Annotated in this window: 20 protein-coding genes; 10 read left to right on the top strand and 10 right to left on the bottom strand. The window is 62.1% G+C overall.

Going from position 1 to position 18,387, the window contains the following annotated elements; translation table 11 throughout:
• The 8 genes from QRN52_RS12465 (at position 1) to QRN52_RS12430 (ending at position 7,643) form a co-directional block, all read left to right on the top strand.
• The gene (locus QRN52_RS12465) at positions 1-1,686 is read left to right on the top strand and encodes an amidohydrolase (protein ID WP_284753038.1); all 1,686 of its coding nucleotides are present in this window, start codon (positions 1-3) and stop codon (positions 1,684-1,686) included.
• 44 nt (positions 1,687-1,730) lie between these two features.
• Positions 1,731-2,990: a M20 family metallo-hydrolase gene (locus tag QRN52_RS12460; RefSeq protein WP_284753037.1), complete on the top strand. Its 1,260-nt coding sequence runs from the start codon at positions 1,731-1,733 to the stop codon at positions 2,988-2,990.
• Positions 2,991-3,100: 110 nt separating this feature from the next.
• The gene (locus QRN52_RS12455; protein ID WP_284753036.1) at positions 3,101-3,541 is read left to right on the top strand and encodes a hypothetical protein; all 441 of its coding nucleotides are present in this window, start codon (positions 3,101-3,103) and stop codon (positions 3,539-3,541) included.
• Positions 3,542-3,552: 11 nt separating this feature from the next.
• Entirely contained in the window at positions 3,553-3,981 is a 429-nt protein-coding gene (locus QRN52_RS12450) for a cytotoxic translational repressor of toxin-antitoxin stability system (RefSeq protein ID WP_284753035.1), read from the top strand.
• Between the two features lie 753 nt (positions 3,982-4,734).
• Positions 4,735-5,694 (top strand): GlxA family transcriptional regulator, encoded by a 960-nt coding sequence (locus QRN52_RS12445; RefSeq protein ID WP_284753034.1) that lies wholly within the window; start codon positions 4,735-4,737, stop codon positions 5,692-5,694.
• 147 nt (positions 5,695-5,841) lie between these two features.
• A complete protein-coding gene (locus tag QRN52_RS12440; protein ID WP_284753033.1) occupies positions 5,842-6,147 on the top strand; it encodes a tautomerase family protein in 306 nt (101 codons plus the stop codon).
• Positions 6,148-6,163: 16 nt separating this feature from the next.
• On the top strand, positions 6,164-6,691 hold the full coding sequence (locus QRN52_RS12435; protein WP_284753032.1) for an NAD(P)H-dependent oxidoreductase: 528 nt from the start codon (positions 6,164-6,166) through the stop codon (positions 6,689-6,691).
• 265 nt (positions 6,692-6,956) lie between these two features.
• On the top strand, positions 6,957-7,643 hold the full coding sequence (locus tag QRN52_RS12430) for a glycoside hydrolase family 25 domain-containing protein (protein WP_284753031.1): 687 nt from the start codon (positions 6,957-6,959) through the stop codon (positions 7,641-7,643).
• On the opposite strand, the gene QRN52_RS12425 is transcribed toward QRN52_RS12430, so the two are convergent.
• The 6 genes from QRN52_RS12425 to QRN52_RS12400 form a co-directional block, all read right to left on the bottom strand.
• The gene (locus tag QRN52_RS12425; RefSeq protein ID WP_284753077.1) at positions 7,640-7,828 is read right to left on the bottom strand and encodes a hypothetical protein; all 189 of its coding nucleotides are present in this window, start codon (positions 7,826-7,828) and stop codon (positions 7,640-7,642) included. The two genes, QRN52_RS12430 and QRN52_RS12425, sit on opposite strands and share 4 nt — an antisense overlap.
• Before the next feature lie 114 nt (positions 7,829-7,942).
• Positions 7,943-8,521, bottom strand: coding sequence for a VanZ family protein (locus QRN52_RS12420; protein ID WP_284753030.1), 579 nt, complete (start codon positions 8,519-8,521; stop codon positions 7,943-7,945).
• 511 nt (positions 8,522-9,032) lie between these two features.
• On the bottom strand, positions 9,033-9,881 hold the full coding sequence (locus tag QRN52_RS12415) for an SDR family NAD(P)-dependent oxidoreductase (protein ID WP_284753029.1): 849 nt from the start codon (positions 9,879-9,881) through the stop codon (positions 9,033-9,035).
• Positions 9,881-11,293 carry an aldehyde dehydrogenase family protein gene (locus tag QRN52_RS12410; RefSeq protein ID WP_284753028.1) on the bottom strand — a complete coding sequence of 471 codons (1,413 nt, stop codon included), beginning with the start codon at positions 11,291-11,293 and terminating at the stop codon, positions 9,881-9,883. The genes QRN52_RS12415 and QRN52_RS12410 overlap by 1 nt, the downstream gene beginning before the upstream one ends.
• A 49-nt stretch (positions 11,294-11,342) precedes the next feature.
• Positions 11,343-12,146: a MoaF C-terminal domain-containing protein gene (locus tag QRN52_RS12405; RefSeq protein ID WP_284753027.1), complete on the bottom strand. Its 804-nt coding sequence runs from the start codon at positions 12,144-12,146 to the stop codon at positions 11,343-11,345.
• A 44-nt stretch (positions 12,147-12,190) separates the two neighbouring features.
• Entirely contained in the window at positions 12,191-13,645 is a 1,455-nt protein-coding gene (locus QRN52_RS12400; RefSeq protein ID WP_284753026.1) for an APC family permease, read from the bottom strand.
• Between the two features lie 224 nt (positions 13,646-13,869).
• Here QRN52_RS12400 and QRN52_RS12395 point away from each other — a divergent pair, with 224 nt between their 5' ends.
• Positions 13,870-14,481: a TetR/AcrR family transcriptional regulator gene (locus QRN52_RS12395; protein WP_284753025.1), complete on the top strand. Its 612-nt coding sequence runs from the start codon at positions 13,870-13,872 to the stop codon at positions 14,479-14,481.
• A 35-nt stretch (positions 14,482-14,516) separates the two neighbouring features.
• Here the strand turns inward: QRN52_RS12395 and QRN52_RS12390 are convergent, their stop codons facing one another.
• Both QRN52_RS12390 and QRN52_RS12385 read right to left on the bottom strand, forming a co-directional pair.
• Positions 14,517-15,824 carry a flavin monoamine oxidase family protein gene (locus tag QRN52_RS12390; RefSeq protein ID WP_284753024.1) on the bottom strand — a complete coding sequence of 436 codons (1,308 nt, stop codon included), beginning with the start codon at positions 15,822-15,824 and terminating at the stop codon, positions 14,517-14,519.
• A 36-nt stretch (positions 15,825-15,860) separates the two neighbouring features.
• Positions 15,861-16,214 (bottom strand): cupin domain-containing protein, encoded by a 354-nt coding sequence (locus QRN52_RS12385; protein WP_284753023.1) that lies wholly within the window; start codon positions 16,212-16,214, stop codon positions 15,861-15,863.
• Positions 16,215-16,334: 120 nt separating this feature from the next.
• Here QRN52_RS12385 and QRN52_RS12380 point away from each other — a divergent pair, with 120 nt between their 5' ends.
• Positions 16,335-16,925: a TetR/AcrR family transcriptional regulator gene (locus tag QRN52_RS12380; RefSeq protein ID WP_284753022.1), complete on the top strand. Its 591-nt coding sequence runs from the start codon at positions 16,335-16,337 to the stop codon at positions 16,923-16,925.
• A gap of 12 nt (positions 16,926-16,937) precedes the next feature.
• On the opposite strand, the gene QRN52_RS12375 is transcribed toward QRN52_RS12380, so the two are convergent.
• Complete coding sequence (locus QRN52_RS12375; protein WP_284753021.1) at positions 16,938-17,267, bottom strand: hypothetical protein; 330 nt, start codon at positions 17,265-17,267, stop codon at positions 16,938-16,940.
• Positions 17,268-17,306: 39 nt separating this feature from the next.
• On the bottom strand, positions 17,307-18,290 hold the full coding sequence (locus tag QRN52_RS12370) for an AraC family transcriptional regulator (protein ID WP_284753020.1): 984 nt from the start codon (positions 18,288-18,290) through the stop codon (positions 17,307-17,309).
• Positions 18,291-18,387 lie beyond the last annotated feature (97 nt).

Raw genomic sequence — 18,387 nt, 5'->3', positions numbered from 1 at the left:
ATGAAACTCGATCTGCTCCTACGCAACGCGGACATCATCACGATGGACCCGGACCGTCCCGGCGCACGTTCGCTGGGTATCTGGCAAGGCCTTGTGGTGGGACTCGACGAAGACCTGGATGGCCTCGCCACCGCAGAGATCCTCGACCTCGGCGGTGCCACCGTCACACCGGGCTTCATCGATGCGCACTGCCACACCACGTGGTTCGGGCTGGGCTTGGCCGAGCTGGATGTGTCCAAGGCGCGGGGCCTGGGGGAGTTGTACGCGTTGCTGGAAGATGCTGTCTCCGCTTCCGGCAACGACGCCGCTGGCGTTAAGGCAAAGGCCTGGCTCATGGCCACGGGCTTCAGCCAGCAGCAGTACGGCGGCGAGTTCCCGGACATTCGTGAACTTGACCGCATTACGGGGGAGCAACCGCTTTTCATGCGGCACAACTCCGGGCACATGGCCGTGGTCAACACAGCCGCGCTGCGGCTGGCAGGTGCCGAGTCGCCGTCGTACGCGGATCCCGACGGCGGCGTGATCGTCCGCGACGCGGCGGGGCGTCCTACGGGACTCGTGCAGGAGACGGCGCAGGCGCTGATCCAGGAGCTGATCCTGCCGTACTCGGTGGGCGAGATCGAGGCGGCCTTGGACCGGGCCACGCGTCACTATGCTTCCGAGGGCATCACGAGCTTCACCGAAGCGGGCGTGGGCGGAGGCTGGATTGGCCACAGCCCGGTGGAACTAGCCGCGTACCAACGGGCCGCGGCCAACGGCAAACTCCATGCGAGAGCCCAAGTGATGCCGGTGCTGGACGTTTTGCACCGGCTTGACGGTCATGGCGACGATGGTTCAGGTGCTGCAGGCCTGGATTTGGGCATCACAAGTGGGTTCGGCAACGAGTACCTCTCCCTTGGCCCCGCCAAGGTCTTTCTCGACGGTTCGCTCCTTGGCGAAACCGCCGCGGTCAGCCACGAATACTGCAGTCACGGGCAAAAGGACAACACCGGCAACACGGGCTACTTCCAAGCCGAACCTGCACTGCTGCGGGAACGGATCGAGGCCGCTTATGTTGCCGGGTGGTCTGTCGCGGCGCACGCCATCGGAGACCGGGCTGTGGACCTCGCGATCGACATTCTTGCGGAGTGCGACTCGAAGTACGGGCCGCGCGTTTTGCCGAACCGGATCGAGCACGCTTCCATGACCAGGCCGGAACAGCTCGAACGGCTTGCCGCCCTTGGCATTGCAGTGACGCCGCAGGCCAGCTTCTTCCATGAGGGCGGCGACGGCATGTCGGCGTCGCTCGGTCCCGAGCGACTGCGTTGGGCCTACCGCGCGTCGTCGTTCTTGTCCGCTGGGGTGACCTTGGCAGGCAGCTCCGACCGTCCCGTCGCGGACGGCAAGGTCCTCCGCGGCATGCAGGCCTTCGTAGACCGGAGGACATCCTCCGGGGCGGTGTTCGGCAACCCGGCGGAGCGGCTTTCCCCGTACGAGGCACTAGCCGCTTACACCACGGGAGCGGCCGAGGCCACAGGGACGTCGGCCGTAAAGGGCTCTTTGGCCCCGGGCAAGCTTGCCGACTTCACCGTCCTGTCCGGCTCGCCGCTTGACGCCGGCAATATTGCAGAGCTGCACGTGCTCGCGACAGCCGTCGGCGGCCGTTTCACCCACAACACTTTGACCGCGCTTCAACACAGTTCATAGATTCAGCACTCTTCTTAGATCCAACACAGTTCATAGGGGAACCAATGACTTCCACCACCAGCTTCACCGCCCAGGACACGGACTTCGTCCAGGACTTCCACACCATGAGCGCTTTCGGCGCCACCGCGAACGGCGGCGTGGACCGGCAGGCTGCCAGCCAGCCCGACGGCGAACAGCGGCATTGGCTGACGAGCCTGCTGGAAGCCCGGGGCTTCACAGTCCGTTTTGACCAGATCGGCAACCAGTGGGGACTCTACGAGGCCGTGGCGGGAGCTCCGTTCGTTGTGGTGGGCTCACACATGGATTCCCAGCCGACCGCGGGACGTTACGACGGTGCCTACGGAGTCCTGGCGGCTGCGCATGCGGCCTTCCGGCTGGTTGACCAGTGGAACGCGCCCGGAGCTGAGGCACCCAAGTTCAACATCGCCGTCGTGAACTGGTTCAACGAGGAAGGCAGCCGCTTCAAGCCCTCCATGATGGGGTCTTCCGTGTACACCGGCAAGCTCCCGCTGGACACGGCGCTGGCCACCATGGACGCTGCCGGGATTTCCGTGCAGGACGCCCTCGATGCCATCGCATGCCGCGGTGCCTTCGAAGGCCCCGAAGCGGCATACTGCGCCGAGATCCACATCGAACAAGGCCGCAGCATGGAGCGCGAAGGCATCACGATTGGCCTGGTGTCCTCCAACTGGGCGGCCAATAAGTACGAATTCGTGGTCCACGGCGAGCAGGCACACACCGGCTCCACCGTCATCGCGGACCGCAAGGACGCCCTTTTGGGAGCTTCGATGCTGGTGGTCGCCGCCCGGGACATCGCCAACCGGTTCCCCGGAGCGCTCCACACCTCGGTGGGGCAATTGAACGTCTACCCCAACTCGCCCGTTGTGGTGCCGTCCCGGGTCAGCCTGCTGTTGGACCTGCGCAGTGCCGACGAATCCGTACTCGCCCAGGCCGATGCCCTGCTGCACGAGCGCATTGCGGAAATCGAGGCGCTTGCCAACGTTTCCGTGGAACAGCACCATTCGCACTCGTGGCCGGTCACTCCTTACCAGCCCGAGGGCGTGGAACTCGCCGCCAAGGTTGCCGCCGACCTGGGGCTGTCCAACAAGGAAGTCATGACCTTGGCCGGGCACGATTCCACCAATATGAAGGACATCGTTCCCACGGTGATGCTCTTTGTTCCCAGCGTGGACGGCATCTCCCACAATGAGCACGAATACACCAAGGACGAGGACATCGTTGCGGGTCTGGCGATGCTCACCGAGGTGGTCAACCGCCTCTGCAACGGAGCCCTGGAGGACTAGATCGGGCGAACACAATGGTGCACACTCTCGCCGTCGGACTGGGCCGTACCGGCACCGGACTCGACGCAGACGTACTTGACGTACCTAATGTACGTGCGGATGATTGATAGATGAGCACCCCCGCACGTGAGACAGCCGGCGGACACGTCTACGGGTTTACCCAAGCACGGGATTCGTTGAAGACGATCCTCGATGCCAGCGAGCGGGGAGGGCTTTCCACGATACGGCGGCCCGACCGAGCTACGGCCGCCGTCGTCAATGGAGAGAGCTTGCGCCGGTATCTGGAATTGACGGTCGTCGCCAATGTCCAGGTCGTGAACGAGGACGGAGCATGGGCTGTCTTCATGCCGGGGCGGCCTTTTGCCGCTGAGGCCACGGAACTGGCTGATGCCTTGGCGGACTTCGTCGATGCTTTGCGGGACTACGCGGAGGATTGGGAGGACCATTTGCACGCGGCGCCCAATCACCGCGAGAACTGGGCCTTGGTTCAGCTCATTGACCTGTGCACCGATCAGCAATTGACCGCCTGGCTCACCGGCTCGGTGGCATGAGCGTCCGACGCGTGGGCGAACTGGACGACCATGAGAAGTTCTGTCTAACCGAGCGCTGGGAGCTGGTGACGAATGCCCGCGGGAAACCAGTGCGCCATCACGCGACCTACCGGTTGAGTCTGCAAGATGGACGGATCTTGCGGACCCGGATTTCCCGCCCGGCTGATCTCACCACGTATTCAAGTTCGATCTGGAACCATATTCTCCAAGACCAGCTCGAGGTCAGTGAGGATGAGTTTTGGGCATGCGTCGATGACGGAGCCTTGCCTGCCCGCGGATTGGCAGCCCCTTCTGCTTCGGCTATTCCCCTGGCGCTGGTCTGGCAACTCACCCACACCGTTGGACTGAATGAACGAGATGTTGCCCGCATGACGAAAGAGCAGGCCGTTCAGGCGATCAACGATTACTGGATGTCGCAAGGGGGAGGACAGGACGATTGAGACGTTTCCCCGGTTGCTCGGACAGGCCGCATTTGCAATAGCGGACATTCGTCTCCGTGAAAAATGTTATCTCTCTGGACATGGGTGATAGTTCTGTATCAGGACATCGGTGACGCTTCCGGCAGGGGGCCTCGGCCCTCTGACTGTGCACAGATCACCTTTCTATTGGGCCATTCTGGGCTCGTTTTTGTTGGTGGCCGTTGGTTTGGCGGGGTGTTGGGGGCGCCGTCTCGGTGGTCGGATGCTTCCACGGCTGGATGTGGTCTCGACCGGCAGGACGTCCGAAAGCGAACGGCCCTTGGACGTCAGCGTTTTGCATTTCTTGTTCTCGGGTGCATCCGCATTGATTCGCCGCTGACAGTCCAGGCTGCCTGTCAGTCTTGGTTTGTCGTTCTGATAGCGGGGCCGATGGGCAAGATTCCGAAAGCGTCGATTTCTCAAGGAAACGGGGGTTCCGCATCAACTGCTAATCCCATGGTTTTGAGAACTACAATTTAAGAACCGGCCCCAAAGCAATCAGTGAATGCATAGAAACCAAAACGGAACTGGGTAACAAGGTTACGGTTTTCAACCCGGAAGGGTGATGAGCAACATCGGCATGATGACGGTGTTCGAGTCGTCCTGTGCTTGCATCGAGTGTCGTCCGGCGCGAACTTACGGGTCAAGTTTGATGATTATTGAAGGGCATCCAGACGCGTGCCTGTTGGCGTACGCTGTGCGCAGCGCCACATTTTGGAGAGACTACGGTGAGAAGTGAGTGATCGAAGCCGGGCTATCGGGTTCTTGATCCATGACAACGTGACAATGATCGATGTTGGCGGGCCCGCTGACGTGTTTCATCATGCGAATGCCTTTGGGGCCCGTTACGACACTGTCTTGGTTTCCAGCGACGGCAAAGCCAAGCAAGCTTCCAACGGACACTATTTGACCGCCGAGGCCGCAGCCGCAGAGACAGGCGCCTTGGACACCGTCATCGTTCCGGGTGCATATGGGATGGTGTCCAGGCCTTTCGGGCAGGAACTTGTCGAGGCGGTTTCCCATCTAACGAACGGTGCCGGGCGGGTCGCTTCCGTCTGTACCGGTGCATTTCTCCTGGCACACGGGGGCTTGCTGAACTACCGGAACGCGACCACTCATTGGACCCAGGTCGAACGGTTCAGGAGGTCATATCCGCTGGTGCATGTCGTGCCTGATGCGTTGTTTGTGCAGGACGGTTCGTTCATCACCTCGGCGGGCATCAGTTCCGGGGTGGATCTGGCGTTGTTCATGGTTGAGGAGGACTACGGCCCGGACGTTGCCCGGGCCGTGGTCCGTCAAATGGTCATTTTCAATCAACGGCCGGGAGGGCAATCCCAGCGCTCTGTCGCCGTCCGGGTGGGCGTTCCCCGGGACCACGTCCTCAGAAAGCTCCTGGACCGCATTACGGCCGATCCCGGTGCGGATTACTCGATTGACGCTATGGCTGCCTTGACGAATCTCAGCGCCAGCAGCCTTGCGCGGCTGTTTCAAGAGGGGACCAACACCACTCCTGGTCGATACGTCGAAACGGTGCGGATCGAAGCGGCTCAGGCAATGCTCCAGAGGGGAGCCACCGTCGCCGCCGCGGCTGCCGCAAGCGGTTTTGGAAGTGCTGAGACGATGAGGCGGGTCTTCACGCAGAAGATCGGAATGAGTCCCTCGCTGTATCTGGAACGCCTCCTGTCGCAGCCCTGATGGTTCCCGGGACCTCACCATCTGCCTCCGAGACACCCTGACGGTATCTGTGGGGTGGTTGACGGTATTTGCGGGTCCGCCGACGCCGCCCGTGGTCAAAGCTTGGTATATCCGGCAATCCGGAGCACCTACAAAGAGGAGAACGCAATGCCGTTCGTAAATGTCAAGCTCGTCGACGGGGTCTTCACGGAAGACGAAAAGCACCGCATGGCGGCAGCCCTCACGGACGTCATGGTGAAGTTCGAAGGATCTGAAGCTTTCCGCGAGGTGGTCTGGGTTCTCATTGAGGAACTGCACACAGACGGTTGGCACATCGGCGGCCTGCCTTTCAGGGGACCGGCCAGCCTGATGGACGGACTGGCCCGCTCCAAGAGCCTTTACGAGTCCATCGACGGGCACCCGGTTACTCGACCGGAACTGGCCGAGAAGGCACCCGTGCAGGAAAGTGAGTGAGTCGTTGGAGCACAGCATGAAGACAGCACTTATCGTCGGCCACCCGGACCTGCGCAGTTCGCGCATCAACGCCGCACTACTCGAGGAGTCAAAGTCCATTGAGGAGGTTTACACGCGGGTTCTTTCCGAGCTGTATGGGACGGACTCCATTGATATCCAGGCCGAACAGGAAGCCATCGCGGGGGCAGAGCACATCGTGCTGCAATACCCCACCTTCTGGTACACCATGCCGTCGATTCTCAAACGCTGGCTGGACGAGGTCCTGACCCGAGGTTGGGCCTACGGGACCGGCACTCCCGGAGCCCTGGCAGGTAAGTCGCTCCGGATTGTCACAACCACTGGCGGCGCCTTCGACGGCTACGGTCCAAACGGCCTCCATGGCTGGGAGTACGAAGCAATGCTTGTGCCGCTAAAAGCAACAGCGCGGCGACTCGGCATGGCATGGCGGGAACCGCTGGTCATCCACGGCGTCCGGGAGTTGGATGACGCCGGCATTCAGCGCCTTCGAAGCAGCTTTCATCAGCTGCTTTGTAGTCATCGCTAGCTATGTCACCGATCTCGACGACATTGACGAGGCCGGCGATGTCAACTGTTTCTGGGCCCACCGGCCCCGGAAACATTTGTAGGCCCTTCTCACGTCAAATGGGCAGAAGAGTGCCCGCGGAAATTGATTCGGTGGCGGCTTCCAGTTGAACCCAATGTAACTGTGCGGCAGGCCGGCGCGGGCCTGGAATCCCGCCAGACGGCGGGCTATTCCTCTTCAGCCCCGGGAGTCCTACACTGTGCGAGAGGACCACCCGGGAGACCCGATGAAAAAGAGGAAGATACTGACAGTGGTGTTGGCCTCGCTCCTGGCCGTGGCCAGCGCCCTGGCTGCCCCCGCGGCGCATTCGGCGGAATCGTCGGTGAAAGTCCTGGACACTACCGCCACCATCACCGACCCGGGCTGGTTCGTCAGTGCCTACAACGCGGGCTTCCGTATGTACGTGATGCATTCAACCGCGTGGGGGACCTGTACTCCATGGGACCGGACACAAACGCAGCTCAAGATGGCGCTGGACGCCGGACTCAGGATTGCCGTCTACACCCGCAACGCGGAATGCTGGGAGGGCGGCATAGAGGCCACCGGTCCGTACCGTGAGCAGCTGGAGTTCTTTGCACTGGACGTCGAGCTAGGCGAACCACCCATTACCAGGAACATGGTGGACGGAATCCGGGACATGGGCGTGCGGCCCATTGTTTACGGCATTCACACACACTGGCCCTTGATAATGGGCGATAGCAGCGAGTTCTCGGATCTTCCGCTGTGGGACGGGGATTTCCATGACTTCGACTACGCGCATTGGACTCCGGACCTTCTCTCGCCCGCGCCGGTTTCCTACGGCGGCTGGAACGTGCCGGGGAACATGCGTGTCGGTGTCCAGCAAAAACTCGGCCAGGACATCGGCGGAATCCGCGTCGACCTCAACTCCTTCAACCCGGACTTCTTGCGCTAGTCGGTCCCAGGGTCCCGCACCGGTACGTCGCTGCGGTTCACGCTGCCCTCGTGCAGGGCCAGCGCGCTCATGACCACGGCAAAGTGGCTGAACGCCTGCGGCGTGTTGCCCAGTTGCCGGCCGGTTTCCCGCTCCTCGCTCAGCAACCCTTCCATGCTGGAAACAGCGGCCCAATCACGGGCCACGCTTCATAGATACCAAAACGATTCCCCGCGGCACTAGACAACCCCATCCGGGGGCTTCAAAGGGGCCTAGCAACCCTAGGGCCGCTCTGCTCGGAGGCCAGATTATGGTTGTATTCACATGTGTAGTCGGATGATGAAGAAGAAGTAGACCCAGACGGGCATCGAAAGCAGTGAAAACACGCCCATTGCGGTCCGTTCCCGGGATCGCTCGCGCAGGATCGCGGAGAGCAGCCAGAATGCGAGCATTCCGATGAGTCCTCCGACGCAGTTCAGAATCACGTCGTCGATGTCCGATGCTCCAACCGCAAACACGCTTTGGATGATCTCCACGGCGACGCTGACCGAGGCGACCGTGAGTATGGTCGGCCATGCGGCCGCCCGATGTCGGAGCCACGATGCGTAGACTCCGAGCGGGATGAAGGTCAGGATGTTCCCGACGACGTTGGCGAACGCCACTTTCTCGGTCCCGGGTGAGTGGCTGAACGCGTATTCCGCGATACTTGCGAACGGGATGAGATTGATCGATCTTTCCGAACCCGGTACACGAGAGAAGAGAAGCAGCTTCAGCAGGAAGGCCGCGTAGAGGGCGAAAACGGCGAAGATGGCCGCGGTCTCCGCTTTCGCCCGTTTCGTGGTGAGTCGCCTGCTCGGCACATCATCCGTGACCGCGGTGGGTTTCGGCTGTACACACATCCGCAGGACGATACAGAGGCAACCTGTCGTGCTCCTGTGAGACCTGGATTCGACAGCCGCCGCAGATGAGCGAAACGTGGCCGACCTTGGATCCAGGCCGCACGAAAGCCACCGCCGCGACGATGCCGGATTTAGCAGGATGCCCAGGGGGCCTGCGTTACGGCAATCAACCTGGTCCGTTGGCCGCATCCGAGCTGAGCCAGTTCGCCGGCATCATTCATCAGCGATGCGTCCGTGTGTCCGGCGTTTGGCGTTTGGTGGTTAGCGAAGCAGTCTTCGGCATGCGCATTTTCACCCGTTATACGACCAGAAGTGTCTCACCGAGTGTGTCTCACTGGGGGATCCCCACAAGGCCTTGAGGTGCTGCTCGCAAGGGCTCGGCCACCCAAAAATCGCCTTTGTTGTAGGTGGCGGGTCATAGGCCTCTCGCGCGAAACGAAGGTCGGATGACCCCGGGCGACCTGACGTGGCTGCCCGGGATCATCTCACTCAGTTAGCGTTCGTATGTCGATTAGCGTTGAAGGTTAGGCGTTCCTTGGGATCGGGTCGTCTGAACATTGGTAATTTTGACGCGTGGATCAAGGGCGAGGGAACCAGGATCGACGGCGATCATGCCGCCGTCGACCGGCAACACGGCGGCGTTGATGTACGACGCTTGATCTGAGAGCAGCCACGCGATGACCCGTCCCACCTCACATGCCTCGGCCGGCCGGCGACTTGGCACGAAGGAGGTGGAGACAGAGTATGCGTCCTGGGGTTCCAGTCCAAGTTCTGCCCCGTACTCCGCCATTTCCCGGTCTGCCATTTCCGTCCGGGTCCATCCTGGGCATACAGCATTCGCCCTGACGCCGGATGGTCCGTAGTCCACTGCGACAGACTGGATGAGCATGGCCAGCCCCGCTTTGCTTGCGTTGTAGCCGGCGATGCCTTCGCTGGCCCTGAGCGCCGCAGCAGATGCGACTCCGACGATGGCGCCTCGGGCTTCAATGAGGTGTGGCATTGCTGCCTTGGCCAGGAGGAAGGGGCCTGTCAGGTTGGTGAGGACCATGTCATCCCAGTCTCGGGGTTCGAGGTCCCCCACAGCTCCGGCCCGGATGATGCCAGCATTCAGCACCAGGCCATCGATGGATCCAAACCGGCCAACGGTGGTTTCAACAAGCCGGTGGATGTCAGCGTTCGATGCGGCATCAGCCACGAAGGGGACGGCGCCGGTAGACGCGGCAACGGCTGCCAGGTTCTCGGAGCGACGCCCGCAGATTACAACGTCCCATCCTTGGGCGCGAAGGGCCGCCGCTGACGCTGCTCCGATACCTGTGCCTCCACCGGTGACAATGGCCACGGGGTGTGGGTTCGTGTTCATCAGCCGTTGATCACCTGGGGAATGCCCAGCGCTTTGAGGCCTTCGACGCCGAATTCGAGGCCGTAGCCGGATTGTTTGGCCCCGCCGAACGGAATGCGGGGGTCCACGGCGCCGTGTGTGTTGATCCAGACCGTGCCGGCTTCGAGGCGTGCTGCAACCTCGCGGGCGGCGGTGAGGTTGGGGGACCAAATGGAGGCGCCGAGTCCGACGTCGACCCCGTTGGCCATCCTGATTGCTTCGTCCACCGTGCTGTAGCGGATGATGGGCAGGGCGGGGCCGAACTGCTCTTCGGCGACGAGGGGGTTGCTGTTGTCGATGTCGGCGACGAGGGTGGTGGGGTAGAAGTTGCCGGGCTGGCCCGGGTCCGGATTGCCGCCGAGCAGGATGCGGGCGCCGGAATCGCGGGCGGCCTCGACGAGCCGGGCGACGATGTCATACTGCTGCCTGTTCTGCAGGGGTCCGAGCACGTTCGCCTCGTCGAGGCCAACGCCCATGGGCATCGCGGCGGCGACTTTGGTGAGTTCCTCGCAGACGCCGTCGTAGATGTCGTCGTGGACGTAGAGGCGCTTGAGCGCCGCGCAGGTCTGGCCGGTGTTGATGAAGGCGCCCCAGAAGAGGCCTTCGGCGATGGCTTTGGGGTCGGCGTCGGGCAGGACGATCCCGGCGTCGTTTCCGCCGAGCTCCAGGGTGAGGCGCTTGATGGTGCCGGCCGAGGATTTGATGATCGACTTGCCGGCGGCGGTCGAACCGGTGAACATGACCTTGCCGATAGCCGGGTGTTCGGCCAGGCGGGCGCCGACGTCGCGTCCGCTGCTGACTACCGAAAGCAATCCTTCGGGTAGTTCGTCGTTGATAACGGCGGCCAGCGCCAGCACACTCAGCGGCGTGTTTTGCGACGGCTTGACGACGACGGCGTTGCCCATGCGCAGGGCGGGTGCGATCTGCCAGATGGTGATCATCATGGGCCAGTTCCATGGACCGATCGCTCCCACGACGCCGATGGGCCGGTAATCCAGGACGGCTCGAGTTTCCCCGTCGTCTACGACCATCTCTGGCGCCAGGGGAGTGGTGGCGGCGGCGCGGAGCCAGGCGGCGCAGGCGCCGACTTCGAAGCGGGCGTTGGGGCCGTTGAGCGGTTTGCCTTGTTCGCGGGAGAGCAGTTGAGCGAGTTCTTCGGCGGAGCGTTCGACGGCGTCGGCGGCCTTCAGGAGCGCGGCGGAGCGGGCGTCGTGGCCGAGAGCGGCCCACGCCGGCTGGGCGGCTGCTGCGGCGGCGATTGCGTGCTCGAGGTCGTCGACAGTGTGCACGGGCGCCTCCCCGACGGGTTCGCCCGTGGCTGGGTCCAGGATGGTGCGGCTGCCTTGGCCGGGGGCCGCGGAGATCCTGGCGAGCATTGAATCGTACGTTTCCATGGGGTACTCCTCTTCGAGTAGCTAAGTGAAGCCTTGGCTCGATATCCAGTTAGTCTTTGTGGGTGTCCTGCGGGTATTCGGTGGTATTCAGCACGCTCAGCCGGGAGTTGAATGGCAGGATCACGGGTTCGGCGGCTGGGTCGTCCCATCCGAACATGCGTCCGATCGAGCGTTGTTCCCGGAGGTCGACCAGCAGCACGGCCTCGACGGTCATGACTTTCTCTGTCCAGAAGAAGATGTACAGGTCATCCGCGACGTCCCAGGTCATGCATCGGTCGGTGTCGGCGAGTCCGGCCTCGCCGCCCCGGATGCAGTTCCAGGTGAAGGTGCCCGGGTTCAGGTAGATGTGTTCGTAGGTTTCGACGTCGCTGTAGCGGTAGAAGATCCGTTTTCCGACCAACCCGGTGGAGCGTTGGTGTGTGGCGGCTGTGCCAAGTGTGTTCGTGTGGCTGAATTCGGTGGTGCTTCGGGTTTTGCCGTCGACGGTGACGAACGTGGAAACGCCGGCGGTGACGGCCCCGGTGTTGCGGTCGAGAATGATGGTGACGTTCTCGGCGTCGACGCCTTGGCCCCGGACGAAGTCAATGATGAAGATTCCGGGGCGTGCCTCGATGGCCTTGTAGGTGGCTGTGCCGCTCTGATTGGCGTCACCTCCTGAGACGCGCCAGGTGAGAGAAGATGCATCCTCGAACCCGTATTCAGTGGTGGACCCGTCCTCTGCCGGGAGGCGGAGGACGGTGCCTGCAAGCGCTTCGGAGGCCGGGAGGGTCTGGTCTCCGAAGCCGTCTAGCATGGCGGATACTGGGGGCCACTGGTCTTCGGGGATGTAGTCCTGAAGTTCCGTTGAGGTCATGGTGTGGTTCCTTTTGGTAGTCATGAAGGGCTTGATGTCGGTCGCTAGAGGATTTCCGCGGCGTAGTCGATCGAGGGTTTTTGCGTTCCCCGTACGAGTCCAGCCGCGAGGAAGATCGGTATGCCAAGAAGGAGCCAGCGCGCGACTCCTCCTGCACCGCCGAGCAGGGCGTCGTAGTTATCCAGCGTCAGGTATCCGATGACGATGAAGGCCAGGACGGACAGTGACGGGGCGATGACGGTGACCCAGAGATTGTCCCGGATGCCGTTTCGGGCGAAGAACGCGACGATCGCGACTGATGTCAGCAGCAGGATGGTGATAAAGCCGGCCGTGCCCAAGGCGACGAACCAGGAGAAGACGATGCCGATGGGGTCGGCTCCGGTCAGCAGGAAGGCGCTGATCACGATCAGGACGACCAAGGCGTTGACGAGGCCGGCGAAGGACGGCGCTCCGGTTTTGGAGACGGAGGAAAGTCTGGCGGGCAGGGCTCCGGCCCGGCCAAGCGCAAACAGGTACCGGGAGAACATGTTGGACAGGCCCAGGAGCATGGCGATGAAGCTCGTGACCACAAGGATCTGCATGGCGACGCTTAGCCATGGGCCGGCGCTGGCATTGGCGAGGTCGAAGATCATGCCCGCGGGGTTGTCGCTTGCCTCTTGTTGGATGTGGTCTATTCCGATGGAACCGCTGATGGCCCAGGTGGACAGTGTGTAGAACACTCCGACGAAGGCGATGACGAGGTATGCCGCCCGAGGAATAGTCCGCCTTGGATTTTTCGCCTCTTCGGCGAAGACCACCGTGGCTTCAAAACTCGTGAAGCAGGCGAAGGCAAAAAGCATCGAGATCCCCAGGCCTGGACCGAAGACGTTCGATGCCGTGAAACCCTCGAAGGTGAAGATTCCCAGCCCCTTCTGGGCAATAAGGGAAAACACCAGGGCCGCGACCACGAGGGCTTCTCCAAGGATCAAAACTCCCAGGACCTTTAGGCTCGCGTCGACGCCCCTCATCGTCAGTCCTGCCGTCAATGCCAGGACGACGACGATCCAAACGTAGACGGGTATGCCGATTCCCGTGAGGCTTTCAACCAGTTGCTGGGCGAAAACCCCGAACTGGGACCAGAGACCGATCTGCAGGCTGAGATAGGTGAGGATGGCGATGCCGGCCCCGGCGGTGGCCCATTTGTTGCCCAGTCCCTTTGCAATGTAGGCGACGAAGCCTCCTGCGTTGGTGATGTGGTGGCTCATCCGCAGGTATCCGACCGAGAACAGAGCAACGAGCAGGGCCGCGATGGTGTAAATCACCGGGGTCCCGGGGCCGCTTGCCGAGAAAAGCACCGGGCTGGCACCTACAACGGCGGCCATGGGAGCGGCCGCGGCGATGGAAAAAAAGGCGACAGCGATGACGCCGAGCTTGTTCGGCTTCAATCGCACTGTGGGCACGTTGGACATCGGCTCTACTAATCCGAGACCTGCCGAGGTCTCGCCTTGTTCTTGATTCATGAGATGGCTCTTTCAGAAGCGCAAATGGCGGAAACGCCGATGCTGAAGGGGAGATTTAGAAAGCCCTGCTTTCGCGCGCCAATGCGCGGTAGCGGGTAGGTCCGAAGCTCTTTTCGAGGACTGCGACCCTGGGAGTGATCCCGGCCACATCCAAAACTCTACATCTGTATAGTTTTCCCTGTCAACGGCCTTTCGGTGCCAGCCGACGAGGCTAGACTCGCCTTATGAGCCAGCATTCACGGAGGTTGCCGTACGGAGACGGCCGCGACGCGCTTCTGGCGGCGGTGATCGACGTCGTCGCAGAAAAGGGCCTCAGGGGTGTCACGTATCGCGCGGTGGCCGCCCGGGCCGGCGTGAACCATACGCTTGTTACCCACCACTTCGGATCTATCGAGGGACTTCTGGCTGCCACCATGGAGTGGGCCGTTCAGCGCTCCATCGAGGAGACGGGCCTGGCCGGTATCGCGGACTTTGATGAAGGATTCGCCGACTCGCTCATGGCTACGGTGTCGGCTGAACCCGAACTGCAGCTCTTCCAGTTTGAAATGCTCCTCGAGTCCAGGCGCAACCCGAAGATCCTGGCGATGGTGGAACGGCTTTACAAGACCTACGTGGGCACCGTCGAAGAGGCGTTGAGCCAGCGCGGTCTCGACACCACCGGCGAAGCGTCCCTGGCCATCTTTGCCGCCCTGGACGGCCTCATGCTCCAGTTCCTCACGATCACCGACCCCGCGAAAATCAGGTCGGCCGTGATCCAGGTGGGCAAGCTGGTGTCCGGGCTGCTGAATTCCAGCGACGCCTCCGGCGAATCCCGGCGCCCGGCAACCACCAGCTGAGCATTTAGTCCCGGCCGTCATTGCAGCACTTCATGTTAAACCGGCGTGGCGTCTTGGATGGTGCGGGCTGCTTCGAGGCCGCTCTCGATGGCTCCGTCGATGAAACCGCCCCAGCCGGCGGCGTAATCGGAGCCGGCGAAGAGGAGGCGGCCCTGTGGTTTCTGGAAAACGGCCAGAGCCTCGGTGAGATATCCGGGGCGATGCATGGGCCACGTCTCCCCGGACAGGGGGTCTGCCGTCCAGTCATGGCTTGCGACCTCGAGAACTTCCGCGTCGGGGACTAGTAGGTCGATGGCGGCTTGCACCTGGCCGAGGTCCGAGGCGTCCAGCTTCGAGGAATCGGGGCCAAAGGCCACAAGGATGGTGTCTCCGTCTTGGTCATACTCAGTCTGCGCAAAATTGAGCGGCCAATCGGCGGACCCCAGTGCGACATAAGGCTTCCGTCTACCTTTGACTTTGATCCAGGCCTTAATGCCCTTGGAAACCTGTCCTTCGGAAATGGCGTTCTTGCTGGAATCCGGAAGCTGCGGCTCGAAGCAGATCCCGCGCATCGCACCCAAGGGGACGGTGCAGACTGTATGGTTCGCCCGATAGCTCGAGCCCTCCGCAGTCTTGACGGTAGCGCCCGCCTCGTCGTGTTCGACAGCGATGGCTTTTGTATCCAGCCGGATGTCTGTGCCCGCGGCCATGGCCTGGATGAGCGCCTCGGTGCCGCCCTGGATCTTGAACGTGGCGCACGCTTCAAAGCTGACCATCCAGTCCCCGTTGGTGAGCGCGACCCAGCGGAGGGCCTGCGTAAATGCCGCATCGTCTAGGGGTCCGTTGAAGTTCAGTGCCCAGAAGGATTCCAGGATGTCCTTGGAATAGTCGGTGATCTGCAGCTCTGCGATCTTCTTCGGCAGGGGCGTTGCATCAATTTCCCTGATTTCCGGATTCGCCCACGGGATGAAGGGCTCTGGGAAATACCGGCGTGATTCGTCCATGAGCCTACGGTTGGATGCGTCGATATCACCTAGCAGTTGCTCTGGGTCGCCCTGGTGTCGCTTCCCGTCCGCCCACCAATAGGCGGTCTCCGGGACCGGACTCTGCACGGTCCCCAGGCCGTACCGTTTCATTTCTGCCCAGACGTACGGCTGGGTCCAGTGCACCCAGGTGCCGCCAATTTCCAAGGGGCGGCCCAGCCGCTCGTCCAGCCATGTGCGGCCGCCGATCCGGCCGCGGGCTTCGAGGACGACGACGGACAGGCCGGCGTGGCGCAGTTCGCGGGCTGCCGTGAGCCCGGCGAAGCCTGCGCCGATGATAACGACGTCGGTCTGTTCGGTCCGGAAGGTGGTTTCAGTCATGGTCAAGCCTTTGCTGGTCCTATTCGGGGAGCGGGGTCAGGAGTAAACGAAGAACTCGGTGGTGGTTTCAACGACGCTCCATCGAGTCCGGGCGCCCCTGTTGAATGACGCTGCCGAACCTGGCTTCAGGTCAAAGCTCTCGCTTCCTTCAACTTCGATCAGGAGGTGTCCTTCGATGATGTGGATGGTCTCGTCGGCCTCGATCAGCAAATCGAAGGGCTCCGGTGCTTCCTCGGGTGTCACGTGCCAGAATCCGGCGGACAGGGCGGGGCGGTTCCCGTCGCCCGGCCGGCGGACCCACTGCACCCGTCCCAGGTCGAACGGCTCATACTTTTCCGGGTCAAAGGCGTCGTGGACGGTGAATTCAAGTGCGGACGTGGGTGTGGACATGGTGTCTCCTTGGTGTTGATGCTGAAAATAAGCAGATGCTTAGTTGTGGTGAGGATCACATCTAAGCATCTGCTTAGTGTTGCCGTCAAGACTGTTTCGAAGGGCATTAGACTCTGCCTTATGGAAGAGTTCGTCAGTGCCGGTTATGGCACCGGCAGGGAAGCCCTGCTCGCCGCTACGATTCACGTGGTGGCACGGAAGGGGTTGCGGGGTCTGACGTACCGTGCCGTCGCCGAGATCGCCGGCGTGAACAACTCGCTCGTGGCCCATCACTTCGGTAGCCGGGATGCCCTGATCGAGGCGGCGCTGGAGTGGTCGGTCAGCCGGTCGATTGGCCTGTCCGGGCTGGAGAACCTGCCCTCGAATGAAGACGATTTTTGCCGCAGCCTCATGGCGCTCATACGCGAAAACCCGGACCTGCAGACGTTCCAGTACGAAATGATCCTGGAGGCAAGACGGCGTCCGGAACTCGCTGGCGCGGTCCGCCACCTCTACGAAAGCTACATTTCGGCGCTATCGGCCGGACTTGGCCGCTTGGGATTAGGCAGTGATTCGGGGGCGGCGCAGGCCGCCTTCGCGGCCCTCGACGGCCTGGTGCTCCAACTTATCGCCGGCGTGGACGAGGAAGGCGTTGAGCGTGCCATCCGCTATCTGTGGACAATCCTGGCCCGGTCGGCCGAAGCCGGATCCCTGCCAAACCTCAAGGCGTGAAGGGTTATCTCATCAGGGCCTGGCCGCCGGCGAGGAGGAACAATCAGCCGGGTGCAGGGGGAGTTCCATGGTTCCGGTCGCGGGGCCGTGCAGGTCGTTGAAATGGTCAGGGACCAAGTAGACGAGGGAGTCGGCGATGGTGTGCCGGTGCTCGGCCGGCGCCGAGACGTAGTCACGGAGCCGGGTGCGGATGAGTTCGGACACGGACGTGCCTTCCCGCACTGCTTTGCGGTGGGCTTCGTTCCGCAGTTCGTCACTGACGCGGATCGTGTGCCGTGGTGTCCCTGCCGACATGGCGCGCTGCCTCGGAATGCCGATCAGCGCGATCATCTTTTCCGGCATGAGTTCACCGGTCCCGTGCCATCGCGGAAGCGTTCTCTGTTACCGCCGCAGACTTTCCGAGGGCAGTTCCCCAAAGGTGTCCAGATACAAAGCAGAGAAACGTCCCTGATGGGAGAATCCGCAGCGCTCGGCTATCGAAATGATGGTTTGCTCGCCCGGCTCGGCCTCGAGAAGCATTTCCCGGGCGCGGTCCAGCCGTACCCTCCGCAGCAGTTCCGACGGCGTTGCCCCTGTCTCGGAGCGTAGGGCGAGTTGAAGGGTGCGGACCGAAACCCCGAGGTTCTCCGCTATGTCCGGGACGGCAAGATCCTCCGATGAATGATGTTCCAGGAGCTCCCTGAAGCGCCGAATCAATCTGCTCTCAGAATCCGGGTTGCGGTCACCGCTTTCCGCGGGGGCGTCGTCCATCGCCATGAGCAGTCGGGACAGCATGGTGTCTACCAGAAGCTTCTGGACAAAAACGGGCGCGGCGCCGTCGGCCTCGCTGATCATGTCGTCGTGGAGTTCGACGACGGATCTCAGGAAAGCGCGTCCGGCGGCTGTGGCGAGGTTCATCGAATAGCCAAAGTCCACCGCCTTGCTGGCAGCCTCACCATAGACCTGTTCGGCCACGGTTGCGAGTGCCAGGCGGCGCACGTAGACGATCAAATGGGGGGTTCCTTGATCCCAGGCCATTGAAAAAGGGCGATCGACGGGTGGAACGGTCGCGACTCTGGGGCTGGAATCCACGGTGCTTGAGCCCACGTCCATGCGGGCGTGCCCCGCCAGTGGAATCTGGATCAGATGGAAGTTTTCCAGGCCTTGGGGGTCGATCCGGACGTCCGCACCGTAGTCCAGGTACTCGATTCCGACGTCGCCTCTGTGCAGGGAGCGTAGCTTCATGTCCACCGACGTTCCACGCGTGCGAGGAACGAGGTCGTGGCCGCAGAACAAATTGGCAATCTTCTCGTGTGCGTCATCGACGTCGGTCGTGGCGACCGTGGGGAGGCCCCTCAAGACGTCGCGCGGAAGAATCCTGACCATTGGCACCGACTTTCCCAGGGTTTCGCTTTTCGGATGTGCCCTGCGCCAAGTGGATATACCGGTTTTCAGGGTGTGAATAGAGTCACTTCTAGGACAA

This window comes from Arthrobacter sp. efr-133-R2A-120 (assembly GCF_030209835.1).
Lineage (GTDB): Bacteria > Actinomycetota > Actinomycetes > Actinomycetales > Micrococcaceae > Arthrobacter.
Note: the sequence above shows the minus strand (reverse complement) of the source record. Positions and strands in the feature narration are given on the sequence as shown.

Bases quoted from the DNA above. Each gene is read 5' to 3' on its own strand.
- QRN52_RS12385 (WP_284753023.1), bottom strand. From the start codon at position 16,214: ATGTCCACACCCACGTCCGCACTTGAATTCACCGTCCACGACGCCTTT.
- QRN52_RS12370 (WP_284753020.1), bottom strand. From the start codon at position 18,290: ATGGTCAGGATTCTTCCGCGCGACGTCTTGAGGGGCCTCCCCACGGTC.
- QRN52_RS12460 (WP_284753037.1), top strand. From the start codon at position 1,731: ATGACTTCCACCACCAGCTTCACCGCCCAGGACACGGACTTCGTCCAG.
- QRN52_RS12415 (WP_284753029.1), bottom strand. From the start codon at position 9,881: ATGAACACGAACCCACACCCCGTGGCCATTGTCACCGGTGGAGGCACA.
- QRN52_RS12405 (WP_284753027.1), bottom strand. From the start codon at position 12,146: ATGACCTCAACGGAACTTCAGGACTACATCCCCGAAGACCAGTGGCCC.
- QRN52_RS12455 (WP_284753036.1), top strand. From the start codon at position 3,101: ATGAGCACCCCCGCACGTGAGACAGCCGGCGGACACGTCTACGGGTTT.
- QRN52_RS12400 (WP_284753026.1), bottom strand. From the start codon at position 13,645: ATGAATCAAGAACAAGGCGAGACCTCGGCAGGTCTCGGATTAGTAGAG.
- QRN52_RS12435 (WP_284753032.1), top strand. From the start codon at position 6,164: ATGAAGACAGCACTTATCGTCGGCCACCCGGACCTGCGCAGTTCGCGC.
- QRN52_RS12375 (WP_284753021.1), bottom strand. From the start codon at position 17,267: ATGCCGGAAAAGATGATCGCGCTGATCGGCATTCCGAGGCAGCGCGCC.
- QRN52_RS12465 (WP_284753038.1), top strand. From the start codon at position 1: ATGAAACTCGATCTGCTCCTACGCAACGCGGACATCATCACGATGGAC.
- QRN52_RS12440 (WP_284753033.1), top strand. From the start codon at position 5,842: ATGCCGTTCGTAAATGTCAAGCTCGTCGACGGGGTCTTCACGGAAGAC.
- QRN52_RS12395 (WP_284753025.1), top strand. From the start codon at position 13,870: ATGAGCCAGCATTCACGGAGGTTGCCGTACGGAGACGGCCGCGACGCG.
- QRN52_RS12430 (WP_284753031.1), top strand. From the start codon at position 6,957: ATGAAAAAGAGGAAGATACTGACAGTGGTGTTGGCCTCGCTCCTGGCC.
- QRN52_RS12410 (WP_284753028.1), bottom strand. From the start codon at position 11,293: ATGGAAACGTACGATTCAATGCTCGCCAGGATCTCCGCGGCCCCCGGC.
- QRN52_RS12390 (WP_284753024.1), bottom strand. From the start codon at position 15,824: ATGACTGAAACCACCTTCCGGACCGAACAGACCGACGTCGTTATCATC.
- QRN52_RS12420 (WP_284753030.1), bottom strand. From the start codon at position 8,521: ATGTGTGTACAGCCGAAACCCACCGCGGTCACGGATGATGTGCCGAGC.
- QRN52_RS12380 (WP_284753022.1), top strand. From the start codon at position 16,335: ATGGAAGAGTTCGTCAGTGCCGGTTATGGCACCGGCAGGGAAGCCCTG.